The organism is Streptomyces sp. NPDC087906 (genome assembly GCF_055584925.1).
The window spans coordinates 109,437-131,072 of record NZ_JBVJLC010000013.1 but is presented as its reverse complement, the minus strand read 5'-3'; the positions used below and the strand labels follow the sequence as shown (position 1 = coordinate 131,072).

At 71.6% G+C, this 21,636-nt stretch carries 19 protein-coding genes; 4 read left to right on the top strand and 15 right to left on the bottom strand.

The genetic code is table 11. The features are described 5' to 3' along the window. Positions 1 to 60: 60 nt before the first annotated feature. Together ACZ63I_RS29955 and ACZ63I_RS29950 are read right to left on the bottom strand one after the other, a co-directional pair. Positions 61 to 267: a hypothetical protein gene (locus tag ACZ63I_RS29955; protein ID WP_469342357.1), complete on the bottom strand. Its 207-nt coding sequence runs from the start codon at positions 265 to 267 to the stop codon at positions 61 to 63. 254 nt (positions 268 to 521) lie between these two features. Continuing rightward, positions 522 to 791, bottom strand: a complete 270-nt coding sequence (locus tag ACZ63I_RS29950; RefSeq protein ID WP_469342356.1) for a hypothetical protein — start codon at positions 789 to 791, stop codon at positions 522 to 524. Positions 792 to 996: 205 nt separating this feature from the next. On the opposite strand from ACZ63I_RS29950, the gene ACZ63I_RS29945 reads away from it, so the two are divergent. Then, complete coding sequence (locus ACZ63I_RS29945) at positions 997 to 2,430, top strand: serine/threonine-protein kinase (RefSeq protein ID WP_469342443.1); 1,434 nt, start codon at positions 997 to 999, stop codon at positions 2,428 to 2,430. A gap of 71 nt (positions 2,431 to 2,501) precedes the next feature. On the opposite strand, the gene ACZ63I_RS29940 is transcribed toward ACZ63I_RS29945, so the two are convergent. The 8 genes from ACZ63I_RS29940 to ACZ63I_RS29905 form a co-directional block, all read right to left on the bottom strand. Next, positions 2,502 to 3,329, bottom strand: coding sequence for a TrmH family RNA methyltransferase (locus ACZ63I_RS29940; protein ID WP_469342355.1), 828 nt, complete (start codon positions 3,327 to 3,329; stop codon positions 2,502 to 2,504). A gap of 4 nt (positions 3,330 to 3,333) precedes the next feature. Further along, a complete protein-coding gene (gene cobA / locus ACZ63I_RS29935; protein ID WP_469342354.1) occupies positions 3,334 to 4,584 on the bottom strand; it encodes a uroporphyrinogen-III C-methyltransferase in 1,251 nt (416 codons plus the stop codon). A gap of 1,154 nt (positions 4,585 to 5,738) precedes the next feature. After that, positions 5,739 to 8,768 carry a nicotinate-nucleotide--dimethylbenzimidazole phosphoribosyltransferase gene (gene cobT / locus ACZ63I_RS29930; protein WP_469342353.1) on the bottom strand — a complete coding sequence of 1,010 codons (3,030 nt, stop codon included), beginning with the start codon at positions 8,766 to 8,768 and terminating at the stop codon, positions 5,739 to 5,741. A gap of 357 nt (positions 8,769 to 9,125) precedes the next feature. Further along, positions 9,126 to 10,346, bottom strand: coding sequence for a precorrin-6y C5,15-methyltransferase (decarboxylating) subunit CbiE (cbiE, locus tag ACZ63I_RS29925; RefSeq protein WP_469342351.1), 1,221 nt, complete (start codon positions 10,344 to 10,346; stop codon positions 9,126 to 9,128). 229 nt (positions 10,347 to 10,575) lie between these two features. Further along, on the bottom strand, positions 10,576 to 11,253 hold the full coding sequence (locus tag ACZ63I_RS29920) for a GNAT family N-acetyltransferase (protein WP_469342349.1): 678 nt from the start codon (positions 11,251 to 11,253) through the stop codon (positions 10,576 to 10,578). A 103-nt stretch (positions 11,254 to 11,356) separates the two neighbouring features. Then, complete coding sequence (locus ACZ63I_RS29915; RefSeq protein WP_469342348.1) at positions 11,357 to 12,217, bottom strand: MetQ/NlpA family ABC transporter substrate-binding protein; 861 nt, start codon at positions 12,215 to 12,217, stop codon at positions 11,357 to 11,359. Between the two features lie 58 nt (positions 12,218 to 12,275). Then, positions 12,276 to 12,947, bottom strand: coding sequence for a methionine ABC transporter permease (locus tag ACZ63I_RS29910; RefSeq protein WP_469342347.1), 672 nt, complete (start codon positions 12,945 to 12,947; stop codon positions 12,276 to 12,278). Then, positions 12,944 to 13,990, bottom strand: coding sequence for a methionine ABC transporter ATP-binding protein (locus tag ACZ63I_RS29905; RefSeq protein ID WP_469342345.1), 1,047 nt, complete (start codon positions 13,988 to 13,990; stop codon positions 12,944 to 12,946). Before ACZ63I_RS29905 ends, ACZ63I_RS29910 begins: the two co-directional genes overlap by 4 nt. Positions 13,991 to 14,402: 412 nt before the next feature. On the opposite strand from ACZ63I_RS29905, the gene ACZ63I_RS29900 reads away from it, so the two are divergent. After that, complete coding sequence (locus tag ACZ63I_RS29900) at positions 14,403 to 14,762, top strand: hypothetical protein (protein WP_469342343.1); 360 nt, start codon at positions 14,403 to 14,405, stop codon at positions 14,760 to 14,762. Beyond that, a complete protein-coding gene (locus ACZ63I_RS29895; RefSeq protein ID WP_469342442.1) occupies positions 14,759 to 15,250 on the top strand; it encodes a hypothetical protein in 492 nt (163 codons plus the stop codon). The genes ACZ63I_RS29900 and ACZ63I_RS29895 overlap by 4 nt, the downstream gene beginning before the upstream one ends. A gap of 26 nt (positions 15,251 to 15,276) precedes the next feature. On the opposite strand, the gene ACZ63I_RS29890 is transcribed toward ACZ63I_RS29895, so the two are convergent. The 3 genes from ACZ63I_RS29890 to ACZ63I_RS29880 form a co-directional block, all read right to left on the bottom strand. Beyond that, positions 15,277 to 15,789 (bottom strand): GNAT family N-acetyltransferase, encoded by a 513-nt coding sequence (locus tag ACZ63I_RS29890; RefSeq protein ID WP_469342342.1) that lies wholly within the window; start codon positions 15,787 to 15,789, stop codon positions 15,277 to 15,279. A 37-nt stretch (positions 15,790 to 15,826) separates the two neighbouring features. Continuing rightward, the gene (locus ACZ63I_RS29885; RefSeq protein WP_469342341.1) at positions 15,827 to 16,393 is read right to left on the bottom strand and encodes a sigma-70 RNA polymerase sigma factor region 4 domain-containing protein; all 567 of its coding nucleotides are present in this window, start codon (positions 16,391 to 16,393) and stop codon (positions 15,827 to 15,829) included. Positions 16,394 to 16,545: 152 nt separating this feature from the next. Continuing rightward, on the bottom strand, positions 16,546 to 17,712 hold the full coding sequence (locus ACZ63I_RS29880) for a glycerophosphodiester phosphodiesterase (protein ID WP_469342340.1): 1,167 nt from the start codon (positions 17,710 to 17,712) through the stop codon (positions 16,546 to 16,548). A 243-nt stretch (positions 17,713 to 17,955) separates the two neighbouring features. Here ACZ63I_RS29880 and ACZ63I_RS29875 point away from each other — a divergent pair, with 243 nt between their 5' ends. Then, entirely contained in the window at positions 17,956 to 18,627 is a 672-nt protein-coding gene (locus ACZ63I_RS29875) for a lysophospholipid acyltransferase family protein (RefSeq protein WP_469342339.1), read from the top strand. A gap of 222 nt (positions 18,628 to 18,849) precedes the next feature. On the opposite strand, the gene argH is transcribed toward ACZ63I_RS29875, so the two are convergent. Both argH and ACZ63I_RS29865 read right to left on the bottom strand, forming a co-directional pair. After that, the gene (gene argH, locus ACZ63I_RS29870; RefSeq protein WP_469342338.1) at positions 18,850 to 20,277 is read right to left on the bottom strand and encodes an argininosuccinate lyase; all 1,428 of its coding nucleotides are present in this window, start codon (positions 20,275 to 20,277) and stop codon (positions 18,850 to 18,852) included. Positions 20,278 to 20,379: 102 nt separating this feature from the next. Then, entirely contained in the window at positions 20,380 to 21,573 is a 1,194-nt protein-coding gene (locus ACZ63I_RS29865) for an argininosuccinate synthase (protein ID WP_469342336.1), read from the bottom strand. Positions 21,574 to 21,636: the final 63 nt, after the last annotated feature.

Genomic DNA, 21,636 nt, shown 5'->3' with positions numbered 1-21,636 from the left:
CACGGGGCTGTTGGCCGGATGTCCCCGACCCGGGCCGCTCTCCCGGGTCCAGGGCGCCGCTCAGCGCCCCAGCATCACGCCCACGGACGACGCTTGTGTGACTACCGCGTCCCAGCCGCCGAAGGCGACCGCGAGCAGAGCCGCCAGGGGAAGCACCATGAGCGTCGCCACCAGCGGGTGGCGCGTACCGGACGGGCGCGTGCCGAACGCGGCGAATGCCTTGCGTCCCTGCGCGCGGATCGGAGTCCGCGCTGCCGTGTCCGCCATGGTCCCTCTCCTGTCGAGATTCAACGGCCTGTGGTGATCCGACAGCCCGTCGTAATCCAACGGCCTGTCGTGATCCAACGGCGGCGGGTGTCTGACCTCGGGGGACGAGTGCTGCACCCGCCGCTTGACCTCAACATTAGGGATCCGGGGACGCCCGGTCGTCATGCCCGCGTACCGATTGGCTGGCCTCCAGGAGGATGAGTGGCCCGGCGGCCGCCTACTCCCCTGGGTGGAGAGGCGGCCCGGGACACCCGCTATCCGTTGGGGTCTTCCCTGAGAGGGCGCTCCAGGGGGCGCTCCGACGAGTCCTCCCTGGGGACCGGCTGCTCGACGAGCGCGAGGACGCGGGTGGCCATGAAGCGGGCCGTACGCACCACGGACCCGTTCCGGGTGACTTCACTCACTTCCACCACCCCTCTGCGCACCGCTGTCTCCACCCTGCGGCCCGCTCTGCTAGCCACCACTTCGTACGTCCGTGTCGTGTCACCCGCGTCCACGACTATCTCCACCCGGTCACCCTTCACGATCCAATCCCCCTTGTGCGACGGACCATTGAGATCTGGCGCGGGCCGTAAGGGGCGTGGATCCGTTGCCCCCTGACCACTCTTCAATTCTCCCACCGGGCACTGACAATCGATCCGGATGCGAGGGCGCGGCCTATGAGCGCACCGGGGTGCGGGTACGTAAGCTGTGCCACGTCACACGGACGACCGGGCAGCGGGGATGGACATGGCGATGATGCGGCTCCGGCGCGAGGACCCGCGTGTCGTCGGTTCGTTCAGGCTGCACCGGCGGCTGGGCGCGGGCGGCATGGGTGTCGTCTATCTGGGTTCGGACCGGCGCGGCCAGCGGGTCGCGCTGAAGGTGATCCGACCGGATCTGGCGGAGGATCAGGAATTCAGATCCCGCTTCGCGCGCGAGGTGTCGGCGGCGAGACGGATCAGGGGCGGCTGTACGGCCCGGCTGGTGGCCGCCGACCTGGACGCCGAGCGTCCGTGGTTCGCGACCCAGTACGTGCCGGGGCCCTCCCTGCACGACAAGGTGGCCGAGGAAGGGCCCCTGTCGGCCGCCGAGGTGGCCTCGGTGGGGGCCGCGCTGTCCGAAGGGCTGGTGGCGGTGCACGAGGCCGGGGTGGTCCACCGCGACCTCAAGCCGTCGAACATCCTGCTGTCCCCGAAGGGCCCGCGCATCATCGACTTCGGCATCGCGTGGGCGACGGGCGCGAGCACGCTGACCCATGTCGGCACGGCGGTCGGCTCCCCCGGCTTCCTGGCGCCCGAGCAGGTGCGGGGCGCGGCGGTGACCCCGGCGACGGACGTGTTCTCGCTGGGCGCCACGTTGGCGTACGCGGCGACCTCCGATTCGCCCTTCGGACACGGCAGTTCGGAGGTCATGCTCTACCGGGTGGTGCACGAGGAGGCGCAGCTCCACGGGATGCCGGACGCGCTGGCTCCGCTGGTGCGGGCCTGTCTGGCGAAGGACCCGGAGGAGCGGCCGAGCACGCTCCAGCTTTCGATGCGGCTCAAGGAGATCGCGTCCAGGGAGGCGCAGGGCCTGTCGGGCGGCCGGCCGCCGGCCCAGCGCGAGCGCTCGGAGCTGGACCAGCCGACGGGGCGGATGCCCCAGCCGTACACGGAGCGCCATCCGCAGCCGGCGCCGGGCCCGGCCCCCGGGCCGCGCCCGCTGTCGCAGCGCGGCCCGGCGCCGCGTACGGGCGGCTCACGCCCGCAGCAGCCCCGTAACGCCGGGCGCGGCGAGGGATCGCGTACGGGTGAGGGGCGGGGCGGCGAGGGCCGGCCGGTGGAGGGGTGGCAGGGCGACGGGCGTGGCAGCGACGGGCGTACCGGCAGCTCGCGTACCGGCGGCTCGCGGGGCGGCGTGCCCCGGACGGGCGATCCTCGGCACGAGCCGCGGCATACCGACTCGCGGCACGGCGATCCGCGTCATGAGCCGAGGCATACCGACTCACGGCACGGCGACTCGCGGCATGGCGACTCGCGGGCCGGTGATTCGCGCGCGGGCAACCGGCACAGCACCGCGCCGCGTTCGACGTCGTCCGGGCGGCGCCCCGCCAATCCTCGGCTGCTGCGCCAGCGGCTGATCGTCTTCGTCGTGGTGACGCTGATCGTCGCGCTGGGGATCTGGGGCGCGCAGCAGCTCTGAGCCGGGGTGAGCGTCCCGAGCGTTCGGGGCCGGGGCTTTTCGGCTCGTTCAGGGCCGGGCTGTCGGCTCGTTCAGGGCCGGGTCGCGTAGAAGACCACCGCCGAGGCGGCCGCCACGTTGAGGGAGTCGACCCCGGCTTCCATCGGGATGCTGACGTGCTCGTCGGCTGCGGCGAGGGCGCCCCTGGTGAGGCCGTCACCTTCCGTGCCGAAGACCAGGGCCAGCTTCTCGGCCTTCCGTGAGACGAGTTCGTCCAGGGTGATCGCCCGGTCGCTCAGGCAGAGCGCGGCGACGAGGAAGCCCGCCGAGCGCAGGATCTCGACGTCCCCCGGCCAGGACTCCAGTCGCGTCCACGGCATCTGGAAGACGGCCCCCATCGAGACCTTCACCGACCTCCGGTAGAGCGGGTCGGCGCAGCGCGGCGTGAGGAGAACCGCGTCGACACCGAGCGCTGCGGCGTTCCTGAAGGCGGCGCCCACGTTGGCGTGGTCGACCAGGTCCTCGAAGACGGCGATACGCCGGGGGGTGGACCGGGGGGCGCGCCCGGGGGTGGGTCCTTCGACCGTTTCGGCCACCGTGGGCAGCGGCTTGCGCTCCATGGAGGCGAGCGCTCCGCGGTGTACGTGGTAGCCGGTGACCTGTTCGGCCAGCTCCGGGCTGACGACGTACACCGGGGCTTCGGTGTCGACGTCCCGCATCACCTCGACCCACTTGGCCGACAGCAGCATCGAGCGCATCGGGTAGCCGGCCTGGACGGCGCGTTTGATGACCTTCTCGCCCTCGGCGATGAAGAGCCCTTCGGCGGGTTCGCGTCTGCGGCGCAGCGCGACGTCGGTGAGCCCGGTGTAGTCGTACAGCCGGGGGTCGTCGGGGTCCTCGACGGTGATCAGCTCGGCCATGGGGTCAGCGGCCTCCGCCGAGCGCGAGGACGTCGCCGAGGGCCACGACGTCGCCGATGACGATGACGGCCGGCGGGCGTACCGCTTCGTCCCGTACGACGTCGGCGACGGTCGCGAGTGTCGCGTCCACCCGGCGCTGGGCGGACGTCGTGCCCTCCTGGACGAGCGCGACGGGGGTCTCGGGCGGCTTGCCGTGCGCGATCAGCGCCTGGGCGATGGCGCCGATCTTGTCGACGGCCATCAGCAGCACGAGCGTGCCGCGGAGCCGGGCGAGCGCCGCCCAGTCGACGAGTGACCGGTCGTCGTCGGGGGTGACATGGCCGCTTACGACGGTGAACTCGTGGGCGACGCCCCGGTGCGTGACGGGGATGCCGGCGGCGGCCGGCACGCTGATGGAGCTGGAGATGCCGGGCACGACGGTGCAGGCGATGCCCGCGTCCGCGAGGGCCTGCACCTCTTCCATGCCCCGGCCGAAGACGAACGGGTCGCCGCCCTTGAGCCGTACGACGGCCTTGCCGGCCTTGGCGTGCTCGATCAGCGCCGCGTTGATCGCCTCCTGGGCCATGGCACGGCCGTACGGGATCTTGGCGGCGTCGATCACCTCGACGTGCGGGGGCAGTTCGTCCAGCAGGTCGCGCGGGCCGAGCCGGTCGGCGATGACGACGTCCGCCTCGGCGAGGAGCCTGCGGCCCCGGACGGTGATCAGGTCAGGGTCGCCGGGACCGCCGCCGACGAGGGCGACGCCGGGGGTGCGGGCGCGGTGGTGGGGCGCGGCGAGGGTGCCGTCGCGCAGCCCCTCGACCACGGCGTCCCGTACGGCGGCGGAGCGGCGCGGGTCGTGCCCGGTGAGCACGGCGACGGTGACGCCTTCGCTGCGGCCCGTGGCCGGCGTCCAGGCGGTGGCGGCGTCGGCGTCGTCGCTGCGGACGCACCAGGTGCGGGTACGTTCGGCCTCGGCGGACGCGGTCCGGTTGGCGGCGGGGTCGCTCGAAGCGACCAGCGCGTACCAGGTGTCGGCGAGGTCGCCCTCGGCGTACCGGCGCCGCTCCCAGCGGATCTCGCCGGCCTCGGCCATCGCCTCGACGGAGGGGGTCGCTGACGGCGATACGAGCACGACGTCGGCGCCGGCCGCGATGAGCGCCGGCAGCCGCCGCTGCGCGACCTGCCCGCCGCCGATGACGACGACGCGCCGCCCGGCCAGGCGGAGTCCGACGGGATAGGCGGGGTGCGTCGCGTGCTCGGCGTGCTCGGCCATGTCGGTAGGGGCTCCTCGGGCGGGGTGCGGTGGTACGGGGTGGTGAACGGGCTGGTGGGACGGGGTCGCCCCCGGCGACAACCTTACGGGCGAGCCGGGCCGTGTCCCCCACCCCGCCCCTCCCCGAAACCGGGGGCAGGCCCCCGGGCCCCCGGGAGGCGGGGCTGCGGCCGCTGCGGCCTGCGGGTGCGGGGCGGCGGAGCCGCGGGTGGCCGGTCCCCTGGTCGACGGGTCATGTCCCCCACCCCGCCCCTTCCCGAAACCGGGGGCAAGCCCCCGGACCCCCGGAGGGAGGCGGCTGACGCCGTCCCTGCGGAAATCTGGTCAAGGCCCGGAACCAACGGGCCGAGGCCCGGGGCCGGCGCCGGTGGGCGGGGCCAGTGCCGGGCTCGGGGACCGGGGCCGGTGAGCGGGTCTTGTGGCCGTCGGCCACGGGGCTGGTGCCCCGAGGTCCCCGTCCCTGCGGAACCTGGCCAAGGCCCGGGTCAACGGGCCGAGGGCCGGGGCCGGAGTCGAGGCTCGGGCCCGGCGCCGGTCCCAGGGCCGGGCCGGGGCCGGTGGGCAGGGCTCCGTGGCCGCTGGCCACGGGGCTGGTGGCCCGAGACCCCCGTCCCTGCGAAACCTGGCCAAGGCCCGGGACCGGGGCCGGTGGGCGGTCCCCATGCCCGTCGGCCACGGGGCTGGTGCCCCCGAGGTCCCCGTCCCTACGGAACCTGGCCAAGGCCCGGAATCGACGGACCGAGGCCCGGGACCGGCGCCGGTCTCAGGGCCTCGGCCGGTGGGCGGGTGTCCTTGGCCGTTGGCCACGGGGCTGGTGGCCAACGGCGCCCGTCCCTGCGGAATCCGGGCCGAGGCCCGAGCCCGGGACAGGTAGGCGGGCCCCCGTGGCCGTTGGCCACCGTGTCGCGGGCCGATGGCCTGCGAGCGGGTGGCCAGGACCGTGACCGACGGCGGGCGTTCGTTGCTCTGGACCGGGTTCCGAGACGAGGCCAGCGGCGGAACCCGGGGGCGGGGCTGGCCCCCGTCAGCCTGGGGCGCCGGCACACGCCGCAGATCGCGAACCTCCCGCCCCCGCGAGAGCCTGCACATCGGCGGAACCCGGGGCCTTGGCCGGGGGCGCCTGTCCCGGAAGCCAGGCGCCCAGCGCCCGGTCGCTACTTTTCCGTTACTCCCGCCGAGTCGAACGTCGCCACCTCGTGCATCGCCCGTGCCGCGCTCTGGATCACCGGGAGGGCCAGTAGCGCGCCCGTGCCTTCGCCCAGGCGGAGGTCCAGGTCGACCAAGGGGCGCAGGCCGAGTTTGTTGAGGGCTGCTACGTGGCCCGGTTCCGCGCTGCGGTGGCCCGCGATGCAGGCTGCCAGGGCTTCCGGGGCGATGGCTCGCGCCACCAGGGCTGCCGCGCCCGCGCTCACTCCGTCCAGGATCACCGGCGTACGCATCGACGCTCCGCCCAGCAGGAAGCCGACCAGGGCCGCGTGTTCCAGGCCGCCGATCGCGGACAGGACGCCGATCGGGTCCGCCGGGTCCGGGCGGTGGAGGTCCAGGCCGTGGCGTACGACGTCGATCTTGCGGGCGTGCGTCTCGTCGTTGATGCCCGTGCCGCGTCCCGTCACCTCCGACGGGTCGCAGCCGGTGTACACGGAGATCAGCGCGGCCGACACCGTGGTGTTCGCTATGCCCATCTCGCCCGTGATCAGCGCCTTGTTGCCCGCCGCCACCAGGTCGCGCGCCGTCTCGATCCCGACCTCGATCGCCTGAAGGACCTCCTCGCGGCTCAGCGCGGGGCCCGTCGTGAAGTCGGCCGTTCCGGCGCGTACCTTGCGCGGCACCAGGCCCGCCGTCGCGGGCAGTTCGCTCGCCACGCCCACGTCGACGACGCACACCTCAGCCCCGACCTGCGTCGCGAACGCGTTGCACACCGCGCCGCCGCCCAGGATGTTGGCGACCATCTGGCCGGTGACCTCCTGCGGCCACGGCGTGACGCCCTGGGCGTGCACCCCGTGGTCCCCCGCGAAGATCGCAACTGCCGCGGGCTCGGGGATCGGCGGCGGGCACATCCGCGACAGCCCGCTGAGCTGCGCGGAGATGATCTCCAGCATGCCGAGCGCGCCGGCCGGCTTCGTCATCCGCTTCTGCCGCTCCCACGCCTCCCCCAGCGCCTTGGCGTCCAGCGGCCTGATCGTGGCGACCGTCTCGGCGAGCAGGTCGTGCGGGGCCTCGCCCGGCAGGGCCCTGCGGCCGTACGTCTCCTCGTGGACGACCCAGGACAGCGGGCGCCGCTTCGACCAGCCCGCCTGCATCAGCTCAGGCTCGTCGGGGAACTCGTCCACGTACCCGACGCACAGATACGCCACGACCTCCAGATGCTCGGGCAGTCCCAGCGCCCGCACCATCTCGCGCTCGTCGAAGAAGCTGACCCAGCCGACCCCGAGTCCCTCGGCGCGCGCCGCGAGCCACAGGTTCTCCACGGCCAGGGCCGAGGAGTACGGCGCCATCTGCGGCTGCGTGTGCCTGCCGAGGGTGTGCCGGCCGCCGCGCGTCGGGTCCGCGGTGACGACGATGTTCACCGGGGTGTCGAGGATCGCCTCGATCTTCATTTCCTTGAACTGCTTCGCCCGCCCCTTGGGCAGCGACTTGGCGTACGCGTCGCGCTGACGCTGCGCCAGCTCGTGCATGGTCCGCCGGGTCTCGGCGGAGCGGATCACGACGAAGTCCCAGGGCTGCGAGTGGCCGACGCTGGGCGCGGTGTGCGCGGCCTCAAGGACGCGCAGCAGCACCTCGTGCGGTACGGGGTCGGAACGGAAGCCGTTGCGGATGTCGCGCCGCTCGCGCATGACGCGGAGCACCGCGTCGCGCTCCACGTCGTCGTAACCGGGCGCCGCGTCCGCCGGTCGCGTCGCTTCCGGCTCCGGCTCCGGCTCCGGTTCTGGTTCCGGTTCTGGTTCCAGCTCGGGCGCCGGCGTCGGCTCGGACGCCGGCTCCGGCTCGGGTGCCAGCTCCAGTTCGGGCTCCGGTACGGGCTGAACTTCGGCCTGAGGTTCCGGTTCCGGCTCGGCCGCCGCTTCGGGTACAGGTTCCGGTTCCGGTTCCGGTACGAGCTGAAGCTCCGGTGCCGGTTCCGGTGCGGGTACGACGTCGGGTGCGGGTTCCGGTTCCGGCTCGGCAGCCTGGGCCACCGGCTCGGGCTCTGGTTCGGGCTCCGGTGTCGCCGTCGGTGTCGGCTCCGGGATCCACGGTGTCCCGCCCTGCGCCGGCAGCGGCTCTTCGCGCGGGATGTCCAGGTACTCCGGGCCCGTGGTGGGCGGGCCCTGCTGCTGGGTCCGTACCGGGGGGGTGTACGCGGGAGCGTTCCCCGCAGGGCCGCGGTCGGCCAGCGAGCGCACCACGCCGCCCGTCGGGGCCGGCAGGGCGGGGCCCATGTGCAGCGGGCGGCGCGGCGGCTGCGGCGTCACCGGGGGCGCCACGGGCGCGGGGGCGGGCTCAGGTGCGGGAGCCGGTACGGGCTCCGGGGCGGGCGCGGGCACCTCCGCCACCGGCTCGGGTGCGATCGTCTCCGGTGCGATCGTCTCCGGTGCGACCGGCTCGGGTGCGATCAGCTCGGGCTCCGGGGCCGCCACCGGCTCCGGCTCGGCCGGCGCCGCCTGCGGGACCCGTACGTCGCTGAGGTCCAGCGAGCCGGAGTGCCGGCCCCCCGCCTCATGCGCGTCCGCCGGTACGTGCGGCTGTACGTGCGTCTGGTACGCGTACTCGGGCTGGTGGAATTCCTGCTGGTGCTGGAACCCCTGCTCAGGATGGACCTGAGGCTGCGTCGGGACCGGCGCCGCGGCCGGCTGTTCTATCTGCGGGGCGACGGGGGCCACCGGCGGCACGGGCACCTGCGGCGCGGCCTGCGCCGCGTACGCGCCGTGGTCGACGGGCATCGCAACCGGGGCCTGGACCTGCACCGGAACCTGGACCTGGACCTGGACCTGCTCGGGCCCGGGGCCCGGCGCCTCCGGCGCCACGGGCTGGGGGTCGCTCCACCCGCCCTGGGCGCTCGGCATCAGCAGCAGGTCTTCGTCCTCGGTGACCGTCTCGGAGGGGGACAGGTAGGTGTACGCGCCAGGAGCAGGGATGCCCTGCTGCTCCACCATGCCTGCGTGCTCCGGCTGTCCCTCGCCCGGAACCTGGCCGGTGTCGGTCATGCGTACCCCTCGCCCATTGGTTGTGCTCCTTCAGCCCTGCACCGGGGCGCCCGAAACGCGGCGCTTCGGCTGCCCGTCAACAACAACGAGCGTGGGCGCCGCGCGGCACGAACGGCCCGCGGCTCTCACGTATTCTCGCGGGCTTTCGCAGCCGTGGGGGGATGATCCGCCACGGCAAACTGTGGACTGCGCCACGTCGCGCGTCCCCCGGTTCGGCTCTACCACATCAGGGTCCAAAACGGGCCCCTTTTCCGGACATTGACGAACGAAGCGACGAACGCCCGGCTGCGGTACAACGGTCGGTCAGCCTACCCCGCGCCGTCCGGGCGCGGGGTCAGGGGGCCGCTGATGGACGTATCAGGAAGTGCCGTCCGGGCGCCGGGCCGCGACCAGGAAGACGACGGTGCGCTCGCGCTCCGACCAGTCGCCGGTGTCGAGGTCGACGGACTGCAGCAAGGTGCAGTCCACTTGGTAGCCGCCCTCGGTCAGCGCGGTGCTGATCGCCTCGGCCTCGTCCCGGGTGGCCGCGTGCGTGACGATACGTTCCGGCCTGCGGTCGGCGCAGGCGACGACGACGTCGAGACCGCCGCCGCCGATCCGTACGACATCGGGTTCGGGCAGCCGCTCCAGGACGTGCGGGGCCGCGCCCTCGACGACCTGGAGCTGGACGCCGGCCCTGCGGGCGGCGGCGGCCGTGCTGGCGCAGGCGCCCGGTTCGGAGTCGACCGCGATGACGGCGGCGCCGAAGCCGGCCGCCTCTGCGGCCACGGCGCCGGTGCCGCAGCCGATGTCCCAGACGAGGTCGCCGGTACGGGCGCCCAGCCGGGCCAGTTGGGCGGCGCGCAGCCAGGTCGACTCGCTCTCGTCGAGGTCGATGCCGTACTCCTCGGCGGGCAGCGCCCAGCCCCGCCGCGCCGGTGGGTAGTTGGGGTCGCGCCCCGCGGCCCAGCCGGCGACCGGGGAGGGCGCGGTGCCGATGCCGCCGATGACGATCACGACGTTGGGGTCGTGCCAGACGTGGTCGGCGACCGTGTCGGAGGTGAGGACGGTGACCGTTTCGCGGGTGGTGCCGAGTTCCTCGCAGATGACGAAGGTGCGGTGCACTCCTTCGAGGAGCAGGGCGAGTTCGGCGGGTCCCGCGCCGGGCGAGGTGAGGACGGCGACCTTGGTGTGCGCCCGGCACACGTTGACGACGCGGCGGAGCGTACGGCTGTGGGCGACGACGACCTGGGCGTCGTCCCACGGCATGCCGGCGCGGGCGAAGGCGGCGGCCACGGCCGAGACGGCGGGGACGACTTCGACCTCTAGTCCGTGTTCGGGGGCGCGCAGGGTGCGGACGACGCCGAAGAACCCGGGGTCGCCGTCGGCGATGACGACGGCGCTGCCGCGGTGTCCGGCGATCCGGCGGGCGGCGAGATCTATGCTGCCGAGTCTGATCCGCTCCGCTTCGGCGGGCACTTCGGGGATGGCCAGGTGGTGGGCGGCTCCGGCCACCAGGGTGGCGGCGGAGAGGGCGGATTCGGCCGCAGGCGTGAGGGGCGAGCCGTCCCAGCCGATCACTGTGACGCGGTCGGCCATCGTTGTCAGTCTCCCGGTAAGTCGTCGTGCGGCGTCATGAGTTGTCGTGAAACGGTGTGCTGCGGTGTACGGCTGCGTGCGGATGTGTGCGGCGGTCCTGGCCGTCGTGCGCCGGAGCGCGACCGGCCTGCGGGCGATCATGCTAGGTGGTGCCCGCCGGGCGGTGCGTACCGGGGCGGTCGGATAGTGCGTGCGGCCCGAGGCGACCCGAAGTGGCTTGCGCGCGCGGTCAGTTCCAGTCGGTGAACGAGGCGTAGCCGCCCGCGTCCGCCATCTGTTCGGCGACCCCTTCGAGATCCTCGGGGAGCAGGCTCCACACGATCAGGTCGGTGCGGATGTCGGCCCAGCCGCCGTCCTCGGTCTGCGTACGCACTATCCAGGCGTTGCGCAGGACCCCTTCGCTGATGCAGCCGATCTTCTGGGCGACCTGCTGGGCCGCCGTGTTGTCGGCGGCGGTGCGCAGTTCGATGCGCTCGAACTTCTGGTCGCGGAACAGCCACTGGGCGACGGCCAGCACCGATTCCGTCGCGTATCCCTCGCCGCGCGCCCAGGGGGCGGTGAGATAGGCCACCTCCGTGGCGCGCAGCCGCCAATCGGTCTCCTGGAGCCGGACGACACCGACGAGCCGCTGCGTGAGGAATTCGGTGACGGCGAACACGATGCCCCGCCCGGCCGTCCGTTCCTCCGGCGCGATCCGGCGCACCCACTCCTCCGCGTCCCCCGCCGTGTACGGATGTGGCACCGACGACCAGGCCGTGACCTGCTCGTCGTTCATCATCTCGATGTGCGCCGGGAGGTCCGCCGTTTCGAAGGAGCGCAGCACCAACCGCTCCGTGCTGATGGAAACGTCCGGAAAGGTGGTAGTCATGCCAGCTCCATGCCTCAGTCCGTCGTAAATGCACAGCATGCAGCATCGGGTGGCGAATGTGCATGGCCGGGTCCGCCCGGATGGGCGCGCCCCGCACACACGGGTGTGTACGGGGCGTCGCCGTCATGCACGGTACGTCGGCTCAGCCCGCCGCGCCGAAGCTCGGGACGACCGAACCGTCGTAGGTGTCGTCTATGAACTTCTTCACCTCGGGGGAGTTGAGCAGTTTCGCGAGCTTGACCACGCGCGGGTCCTTCTCGTTGCCCTCCTTGACGGCGAGGAAGTTGGCGTACGGGTTGCCTTCGCTCTTCTCCAGGGCCAGTGCGTCCTGGGCGGGCTTGAGCTTGGCCTCAAGGGCGTAATTGCCGTTGATGACGGCCGAGTCGACGTCGTTGAGCGCGCGGGGCAGGGTGGCGGCCTCCAGTTCCTTGAACTTCAGCCCCTTGGCGTCCTTGATGTCGGCGAGGTTCCCTTCGGCGCCGACGCCGTCGTTGAGTGTGATCAGACCGTTTTCGGCGAGCAGCTTGAGCGCGCGGCCCTCGTTGGTGGTGTCGTTGGGGATCGCGATGCTCTGCCCCGGCTTGATGGCCTTCAGCCCGTCGAGCTTCGTGGAGTAGAGGCCGAGCGGCTCCAGGTGGACGTTGACGACGGGCACGATGTGGGTGCCGTTCTTCTTGTTGAAGTCGTCCAGATACGGCTTGTGCTGGAAGTAGTTGGCGTCGACCTCGCCCTTTTCGGTGGCGGTGTTGGGCAGGACGTAGTCGGTGAACTCCTTGACCTGGAGCTTCAGTCCGGCCTTCGCCGCCAGGTGGTCCTTGACGAAGTTCAGGATGTCGGCGTGCGGGGTCGGCGAGGCGGCGACGACCAGCGGCTCGGACGTGTCCGGCTTCCCCTCCCCCGCCGTCGTGGAGCCGGGATCGGACGAGGTGCCGCAGGCGCCGAGCGCGAGGGCCAGGGCGGCGGTGGCTGCGACGGCGGTGGTGAGCTTGAGGTTGACGCGCATGGGAGATGCCTCGTTTCTGACAGGTGTCTTATGGATATGGGGATGTGGGGATGTGGGGTCAGGAGGTCGTGCGGACGCGGCGCGCGAGGAGCCGTACGGCGATGTCGCCGATGAGCTGGATGACGGTGACGATCACGATCAGCACCACGACGGTGGCGACCATGAAGCCGTTCTCGAAGCGCTGGAATCCGTAGGTGACGGCCTTGGAGCCGAGTCCTTCGCCGCCGACGGCGCCGGCCATGGCCGAGTAGCCGATGAGCGCGATGACGGTGGTGGTGACGCCGGAGACGAGCGAGGGCAGCGCCTGCGGCAGCAGCACTTTGCGGACGATGGTGGGGATGGACCCGCCCATCGACTGCACGGCCTCGACGAGGCCGTGGTCGACCTCGCGGACCGCCGTCTCGACGAGCCGGGCGAAGAAGGGGATGGCGCCGATCGCCAGCGGCACGATCATGGCCGTGGGTCCGATGAAGGTGCCGACGACGAACGTGGTGAACGGGATCAGCGCGATCAGCAGGATGATGAACGGCAGCGAGCGGCCGATGTTCACGATCACGCCGACCGTCTTGTTCACGGGGGCGTTCTGGAGCAGGCCGCCCTTGTCGGTGAGGACCAGCAGGATGCCGAGCGGCAGTCCGCCCAGGACCGTGACGAGCGTCGACCAGAGCACCATGTAGAGGGTGTCGAGCGTCCCCTGGGTGAGCAGGGGCTGCATCTGCGACCAGGTCATCGGGCACCGTCCTTGACCAACTGGGCGGGGATGCCGGTGACGTTCTCGACGTGCAGTCCCCGCTCGCGCAGGAAGCCGACGGGTACGACGTTGTCCTCGTAGCGGCCGGGCAGCTCGATCCGGATCCGGCCGACCTGCCGGCCGTGCACCGTGCGCAGCGCGGCGCCCAGGATCGCGATGTCGATGTTGTACGTACGGGACAGCCGGGAGACGATGCCGCGCTCGTCGGACTCGCCGTTGAACGTGATGTCGAGGACCGTACGGCCGTCGTCGGAGGCCGGTCCTTCGACCGGGTACAGCTCGCGCGCGAGCTGCGATCCGGTGGTGGCGAGCAGCGCGTCGACCTTGCCGGACTCGACGATCCGGCCGCGGCTCATCAGCGCCGCCGAGTCGCAGATCGTCTTGACGACCTCCATCTCGTGGGTGATGAGCAGCACGGTCAGTCCGAGCTGCTGGTTGAGGTCGCGCAGCAGGGCGAGGATCGAGCGGGTGGTCTCGGGGTCGAGTGCGCTGGTCGCCTCGTCGGAGAGCAGCACCTTCGGCTTGCCCGCCAGGGCGCGGGCGATGCCGACCCGCTGCTTCTGGCCGCCGGAGAGCTGGGCGGGGTACGCCGCGGCCTTGTCGGCGAGGCCGACCAGGTCGAGCAGTTCGCCGGCGCGCCGCTGCCGGTCCTTGCCGGAGTGGCCGAGGATCTCCAGCGGCAGTTCGACGTTGTCCCGCACGGTGCGTGACGACAGCAGGTTGAAGTGCTGGAAGACCATGCCGATCGAACTGCGGGCCCGGCGCAGTTCCTTGCCGGCCCGCCGACCGCGCCCCGCGAGGGCGGTGAGGTCCTGGCCGTCGACGGTGACCGTGCCGGACGTGGGGCGTTCGAGGAGGTTGACGCAGCGGATGAGGGACGACTTCCCGGCGCCGCTCTGGCCGACGACACCGAACACCTCCCCTTCGCTGACATGGAGGTCGACCCCGTCGAGCGCGGTCACCTCACGGCTGCGGGAGGGGCCGGACCGGTAGATTTTGGTCAGACCTGTCGTGGTGATCACAGGAGTTGTCCATCACTGTCCGGTGCGCGGCCGCAGGTCGGCCGGGCACGAGGGGGGTACAGGGAAAAGGGCGCCAGGACACGGCGGAGCCGGGTCGGGCCGGGGGTGGTGCGCGTGCTCGGACGCTCAGGTGCCGCGAGGGAAACCCTCAGGGGCCGGTGGAAATCCTCAGGAGCGGGGGAAATCCTCGGGAGCGGGCGTCACGAAGGGCGCGTCAGAAGGCGCACATTCGACACATACAACGAGCACCGGGCGTAACGATCGCCTCGGTCGCGGAAACGCGGTTGCTCGTCGTGGTCATGGCTCAAGTAAAGCAGACGTCAAGGACAAGGTCAGGGGTGTCCGCATAGCGGACAGTCGGGAGCCAGGGGCGCGCGCCGGGGCCCGGCCGGGCCGTAATACGCTCATGCGCATGCTTGACGTCCTGACGATCGCGGTGTCGGTGGCCGCGCTCGCCCTCGCCGCATGGTGCGGATTCGCCGCATACCGGGATCAGCCGACCAAGGACTGGCACTTCATCGGCATGGCCGTGGTGTCCCTGCTCGCGCTGGTCCAACTCGTGGTGGGAATCGTGCAGTTGGCACGTGGCGAGCATGCGGACGACGGATCCGTGATCTTCGTCTCGTATCTGGTCGGCGCCGCGCTCGCGGTGCCCGCCGCCGGTTTCCTCTCACTGACGGAGCGGACCCGCTGGGGCTCGGTGACGGTCTCGGCGGGCGCGATCGTCCTGGCGGTGCTGGAAGTACGGCTGTACGACATCTGGGGAGGCTGACGGTGACGCTGGAGGATTCCACGAGCGGGGAACCGGGCACCACGAGCGGAGAACCGAGGACCAGGCTGGTCAAGGGGCCCGGACTGCTGCTCGTCTGGTTCTACGGGGTGATGTCCGTCGGGGCCGTCTCGCGGTCGGTCTACCAGATCGCCACGGACTTCGAGCGGGCGCCGCTGGCGTACTCGCTCTCGGCTGTCGCCGCCGTGGTGTACGCGTTCATCACGTACACCCTGGTGCGCGGCGGGGAGACCGCCCGCAGGGCGGCGCTGGTCTGCTGCGGCCTCGAACTCGTCGGGGTGCTGACCGTGGGCACGTGGACGCTGGCCGATCCGTCGGCCTTCCCCGACGCGACGGTCTGGTCGGACTACGGCATGGGGTACGTCTTCATCCCCGTACTGCTGCCGATCACCGGGATCCTGTGGCTGCGCAGGTCCCGTCGGGGCCAGGACCTGTCGGGCCCTGACCCCGTCGACCCCGTTGACGGCTGAGGTGGATGTCGGCGGGCGGAGTGCGCTCAGGCGCTCGCCGCGTACGCGGTGGCGGCGCCCTGTGACGCCTCCTTCTCCAGGGTGACGAGGGTCAGCCGCGGACCGACCAGCTCCCTCGACACCGGCAGGTAGCCGCGGCTGCGGTACAGCCGCAGATTGCCCTCGCTGCGGTGGCCGGTGAAGAGCTGGAAGCGCCTGGCCGCCGGGGCCGTGGCGAACTCGCCCTCGATGGCGTCGAGGAGCCGGCCGCCCAGGCCGTGCCGCTGCATCCTCGGATGGACGATGAGTTTCACGATGCGCACCGTGCCCTGCTCGTCGACCGCTCCGCGCACCGATGCCACGATCTCGTCGCCCAGCCGGGCCACCAGGCCGTGCCCTGCGTCGAGTTCGGCCCGCAGATCCTCAAGGGTCTGGGTGAGCGGTTCGATGGTGTAGTCGCCGTACAGCTCGGCCTCGTTCTGGTAACACAGGTACTGCAGCTTCAGGATCTGCTCCGCGTCCTGTGCTCTCGCCGCTGAGATGGTCACGCTCATGCCCATGTGTGCATGCCTCCCGCTCACCTGTTCCGCCGGTTGTCTACCGCTCCTTTCCCCGTTGTTCAGGAGCTGCAACCTCTGCCGCCAGCATTCTGCGCAGACATCCCAGGCACCGGGAACGCATCGGCCCCAGACTTCCCTGTGAGATAGCCAACTCCCCTGCGATTTCGCGGTAGGTGGGGTCCTTCGGCGACAACATCGCAGTCAGTAGCCCGGGGCAACGCCCTGGTGTGCGGACAACGGCGGAACGAAGTGTTCTGCGCCACTCCGCGCGTAATGCGCTGTGTTCAGGCCCGGCGTCGGGGTCGGTGGCCGGATCCGGCCGCTCCGGCGCGTAGGGCAGCTCGTGCGCCGCCGTACGCCGGGTCCTGCGCGCCTCGGCGCGTACGGCCGACCGTACCCAGCGGGCCGTGTCGGACGGCGGTCCGGCGGCGGCCAGCCGCTCCAGCAGCCGTACCCAGACGGCCTGTTCGAGATCGCGCGGTTCGGTGGCCGCCCAGTTGGCTTCGGCCGTGGCCTCGGCGCTGACCAGCGGGGACAGCGCGCTGACGAGCGCGGCTGCGGCGCGGTGCGGACCGTAGGGGAGGCGGGTGTCGGCGACTGTCATGCCTGGCGGGACGCGGCGGCGGCCGGCGCCGGTTGCCCCCGGTGCGGGCAGTCACCCGACCGGGGGCATCTCGTGGCGCGCGGCTGACGGCCCGGCGCCCCGGCATCGGCGCCCCGGCATCGGCTCAGCGGCTGAGGATCAGCGGCTCAGGCTCAGCGGCTGAGGAAGTCCGCCCTGGCGAGCACGCCGGTGTCGGCGTTGTCGGTGAAGACACCGTCGATGCCGGTCTCGAAGTACCGCTGGAAGGCGCCGAAGGCGTCCCCGTACGCGTTCGGGTCGGTGCCGCGGCGGAAGTCCGCGGGCAGGAAGGTGTTCTCGTTGCGCATCGTGTAGGGGTGCAGGATCAGCCCCTTGGCGTGCGCGTCCCGGACGAGGGTGGTCGGGGACGTCAGCTTGCCCGTCGCGTCCTTGGGGATGATCAGGTCGAGCGTGGGGCCGATGCCCTGCGCGAACGAGGCGATCCACTTGAGCCCCGCCGGCTTGACGAGGTCGTCGACGCCCCGGGGGTCGCCGGTAGCCTTGAAGTCCCACGGCCGGCTGCCCGCCGCGTCGAGCAGTACGACGCGCGGCGCCGAGACCAGCTCGGCCATCCGCTTCATGCTGGTCGGCTCGAACGACTGGAGGAAGACCGGGGCGTTCGCGTGGTCGCGCCCGTACCGGCGCAGCAGCTTCGCGAACCGCTCCTCCAGGCCGAGGCCGATGCCCCGGAAGTAGGTGGGGTGCTTGGTCTCGGTGTACAGCCAGACGGGCCTGCCGCGGCGGCGGCCCGCGTCGTCGGCCCAGCGCAGCACCTCTTCGTAGGTGGGGATCTCCCAGTGGCCGTCGTAGAGGGTGTTGTGCGGCCGGTTGGCGGGGATCCGCTCCTTGGCGCGCAGCGTCTTCAGCTCGGCCAGGGTGAAGTCCACGGTGAACCAGCCGGTGGTGCTGATCCCGTCGATGACCCGGGTGGTCTTGCGGGACGCGAACTCCGGGTGGTCGGCGACGTCCGAAGTGGCCGTGATGTCGGGCTCGTGACGGCAGACCAGATGGCCGTCCTTGGTGGGTACGAGGTCCTGCTCGATCACGTCGGCGCCCATGTCGAGGGCGAGCTGGTACGAGCCGAGGGTGTGCTCCGGGCGGTAGCCGGCGGTTCCCCGGTGGCCGACGATCGTCGGCACGGGCAGCTTCGGCCGGGCGGGCCCGTGGCCGCCGTTGCCGTGCCCGGCCGGCTGCGCGGCGGCCGTACCGGCGACGGCGGGCACCGCCACGGCCGCCGAGCCCAGCACAGCGGCGCCCAGTACGGTCCGCCGTCCGGGTGTGTTGCGCGCACCCTGCGTCATGAATGCTCCCTCGTGTGATGTCCGTGGGGTGCCGTGTGATGTCCGGCACCTGTCAAACGCGCCCGAGCGTAGGCGGATACGTCTTCGGCACGGGGGACCCTGGACGAACACGGCGGAAACAGCCCCCGACACCGCGTATTCGGCACCGGCCCGACGTGCGCCGTGCGGTCCCCCGCGAGTAACGTGCTCACCTGCATAGACTTGGCCGGTTATCCCTGCCCGTTCCCGACACCGGAGGACCCGTTGTCCCGCTTCGCGCTCATCAAGGCAACGCTCGGAACGCTCGTGCGCCTGATGTTCCGTACACGGGTGGAAGGCGCCGAGAACATTCCCGGCAGCGGGCCGGTGATCCTGGCCGGCAACCATCTGACGTTCATCGACTCGATGATCCTGCCGCTGGTCTGCGACCGGCAGGTGTTCTTCATCGGCAAGGACGAGTACGTCACGGGCAAGGGGCTGAAGGGCCGCGTGATGGCTTGGTTCTTCACCGGCACCGGCATGATCCCGGTGGACCGCGACGGCGGCAGGGGCGGCGTCGCCGCGCTGATGACGGGTCAGCGCGTGCTGGAGGAGGGCCGGATCTTCGGCATCTACCCGGAGGGCACCCGCTCCCCCGACGGCCGGCTCTACCGGGGGCGTACGGGTATCGCCCGGCTGACGCTGATGACGGGCGCGCCGGTGGTGCCGTTCGCGATGATCGGCACGGACAAGCTCCAGCCGAGCGGCAAGGGCCTGCCGCGCGCGGGCAAGGTGACGGTGCGCTTCGGCAAGCCGATGGAGTTCTCCCGCTACGACGGCATGGAGCGCGACCGCTATGTGCTGCGCGCGGTGACGGACTCGGTGATGACCGAGGTCATGCGGCTGGGCGGGCAGGAGTACGTGGACATGTACGCGACGAAGGCGAAGGCCGCGTAGCGGCTGTCCGGGGCCCGGACTTCCGGGCCGCGCCCGGCGTCCGGAGCACCGGCGCGGGCATCATCCCGCCGGAGGGCTGACGGGGCGTTTCGGCTACTGGACCGCTGGGCGCCGTGACCGGACGCCGCCCGGACGCGCCGACACGCCGAAACGCCGACCAGTGCGTCTGGTCGGCGTTTCGGCGTCCGGCCGGTATGTCGGCGTCCGGGCGGCGGGCCGCCGTCAGTCCTTGGCTGTCGCCCAGGCGTGCTGGATCACCAGGTCCGCCTTCAGTTCGGAGAGCTGGACGGCCACCGCCGAAGGCGCCGTACCGCCCCTGCCGTTGCGGGACGCGAGCGAGCCCGCGACGTTGAGCACCGAGCGCACGTCGGGCGTGAGGTGTTCGGAGATCTTGGCGAACTGCTCGTCGGTGAGCTGGTCCAGCTCGATGCCGCGCGCCTCGCACTCCTTGACGCACTCCCCCGCGACCTCGTGCGCGACCCGGAACGGCACGCCCTGCTTGACGAGCCATTCGGCGATGTCCGTCGCGAGCGAGAAGCCGGCCGGGGCCAGCTCCTCCATCCGGGTGCGGTTGACCGTCAGCGTCGCCATCATGCCGGTGAACGCGGGCAGCAGGACTTCCAGTTGGTCGCAGGAGTCGAAGACCGGCTCCTTGTCCTCCTGGAGGTCGCGGTTGTACGCGAGCGGCAGGGCCTTCAGCGTGGCGAGCAGCCCGGTGAGATTGCCGATCAGCCGGCCCGACTTGCCCCGCGCCAGCTCGGCGATGTCCGGGTTCTTCTTCTGCGGCATGATCGACGAGCCGGTGGAGAACGCGTCGTGGAGCGTGACGAAGGAGAACTCCTTCGTGTTCCAGAGGATGACTTCCTCGGCGATCCGGGACAGGTTGACACCGATCATCGCCGTGATGAAGGCGAATTCGGCGACGAAGTCGCGTGAGGCCGTGCCGTCGATGGAGTTGCCGACCGAGCCGCGCTCGAAGCCGAGGTCGACGGCGACGGCCTCCGGGTCGAGCCCGAGCGACGAGCCCGCCAGCGCGCCTGAGCCGTACGGGGAGACGGCCGTGCGCTTGTCCCACTGCCGCAGCCGCTGCGCGTCCCTGGACAGCGACTGGACGTGCGCGAGCACATGATGGGCGAACAGGACGGGCTGCGCGTGCTGGAGGTGCGTCCTGCCGGGCATGGCGACGCCGTGGTGCGTCTCGGCGAGTCCGACGAGCGCGTCCTGGAGGTCGGCGATCAGACCGCCGATGATCCGGCCGTGGTCGCGCAGATACATCCGGAAGAGCGTCGCGATCTGGTCGTTGCGCGAGCGGCCGGCGCGCAGCTTGCCGCCGAGGTCGGGGCCGAGCCGCTCCAACAGGCCGCGTTCCAGGGCCGTGTGGACGTCCTCGTCGGCGACGGTACCGACGAACGAGCCGTCGGCGACGTCGTCCTCCAACTGGGCGAGCCCGGCCAGCATGCGGGTCAGTTCGTCCTGGGAGAGCAGCCCCGCCTTGTGCAGCGCGCGGGCGTGGGCGCGCGAGCCCGCGATGTCGTACGGCGCGAGGCGCCAGTCGAAGTGCACCGAGGCGGACAAGGCGGCCAGCGCCTCGGAAGGACCGTCGGCGAACCGGCCGCCCCAGAGCCGGACATCCCCGTTTTTGCTGCTCACTGCTGCTCCTCGGAAGGCGTGGGAAATGAGGCGCCTCCCCGCCGCTGGGACGGGGAGGCGGCTGTCCTGTTCGGTCGCGTCGGCGTCAGGCGCGTACGCGGGTCAGGCGAGGTCGCGCTTGGCGGCGATCTTCGACGAGAGGCCGAAGATCTCGATGAAGCCCTGGGCCTTGGACTGGTCGAAGGTGTCGCCCGAGTCGTAGGTGGCGAGGTTGAAGTCGTAGAGCGACTCGGGGGACTTGCGGCCCGTGACGACGGCGCGGCCGCCGTGCAGCGTCATCCGGATCTCGCCCGTGACGTGCTGGTTGGCCTCCTTGATGAAGCCGTCCAGGGCGCGCTTGAGCGGCGAGAACCACAGGCCGTCGTAGACCAGTTCGCCCCAGCGCTGCTCGACCTGCCGCTTGTAGCGGGCCAGTTCGCGCTCGACCGTCACGCTCTCCAGCTCCTGGTGCGCGGTGATCAGCGCGATGGCGCCCGGCGCCTCGTACACCTCGCGGGACTTGATGCCGACGAGCCGGTCCTCGACCATGTCGATCCGGCCGATGCCCTGGCCGCCGGCCCGCTGGTTGAGCTGCTGGATGGCCTGCAGGACGGTGACGGGCTTGCCGTCGATCGCGACCGGGACGCCCTCCTTGAAGGAGATGACGACCTCGTCGGCCTCGCGCTGCTCGGCAGGGTTCTGCGTGTACTCGTAGATGTCCTCGATCGGACCGTTCCAGATGTCTTCGAGGAACCCCGTCTCCACGGCGCGTCCGAAGACGTTCTGGTCGATGGAGTAAGGGGACTTCTTGGTGGTCGCGATCGGGAGGTTCTTCTCCTCGCAGAAGGCGATCGCCTTGTCCCGGGTCATCGCGTAGTCGCGGACGGGGGCGATGCACTTCAGATCGGGACCGAGCGCGGAGATACCCGCCTCGAACCGCACCTGGTCGTTGCCCTTGCCGGTGCAGCCGTGCGCGACGATGCCCGCGCCGTGCTTGTGGGCGGCGGCCACGAGGTGCTTGACGATGGCCGGCCGGGAAAGGGCCGAGACCAGCGGGTAGCGGTCCATGTAAAGGGCGTTGGCCTGGATCGCCGGGAGGCAGTACTCGTCGGCGAACTCGTCCTTGGCGTCGGCGACCTCGGCCTCGACAGCACCGCAGGCGAGCGCGCGCTTGCGGATGACGTCCAGGTCCTCGCCGCCCTGGCCGACGTCCACGGCAACGGCGATGACCTCGGCGCCCGTCTCCTCGGCGATCCAGCCGATGGCGACGGAGGTGTCCAGGCCGCCCGAGTAGGCGAGTACGACGCGCTCGGTCACGGGTATCTCCTTACGATGCATTCACTGATGGGTATAACTATGCAGTGGTCCGTATGCTTTGTC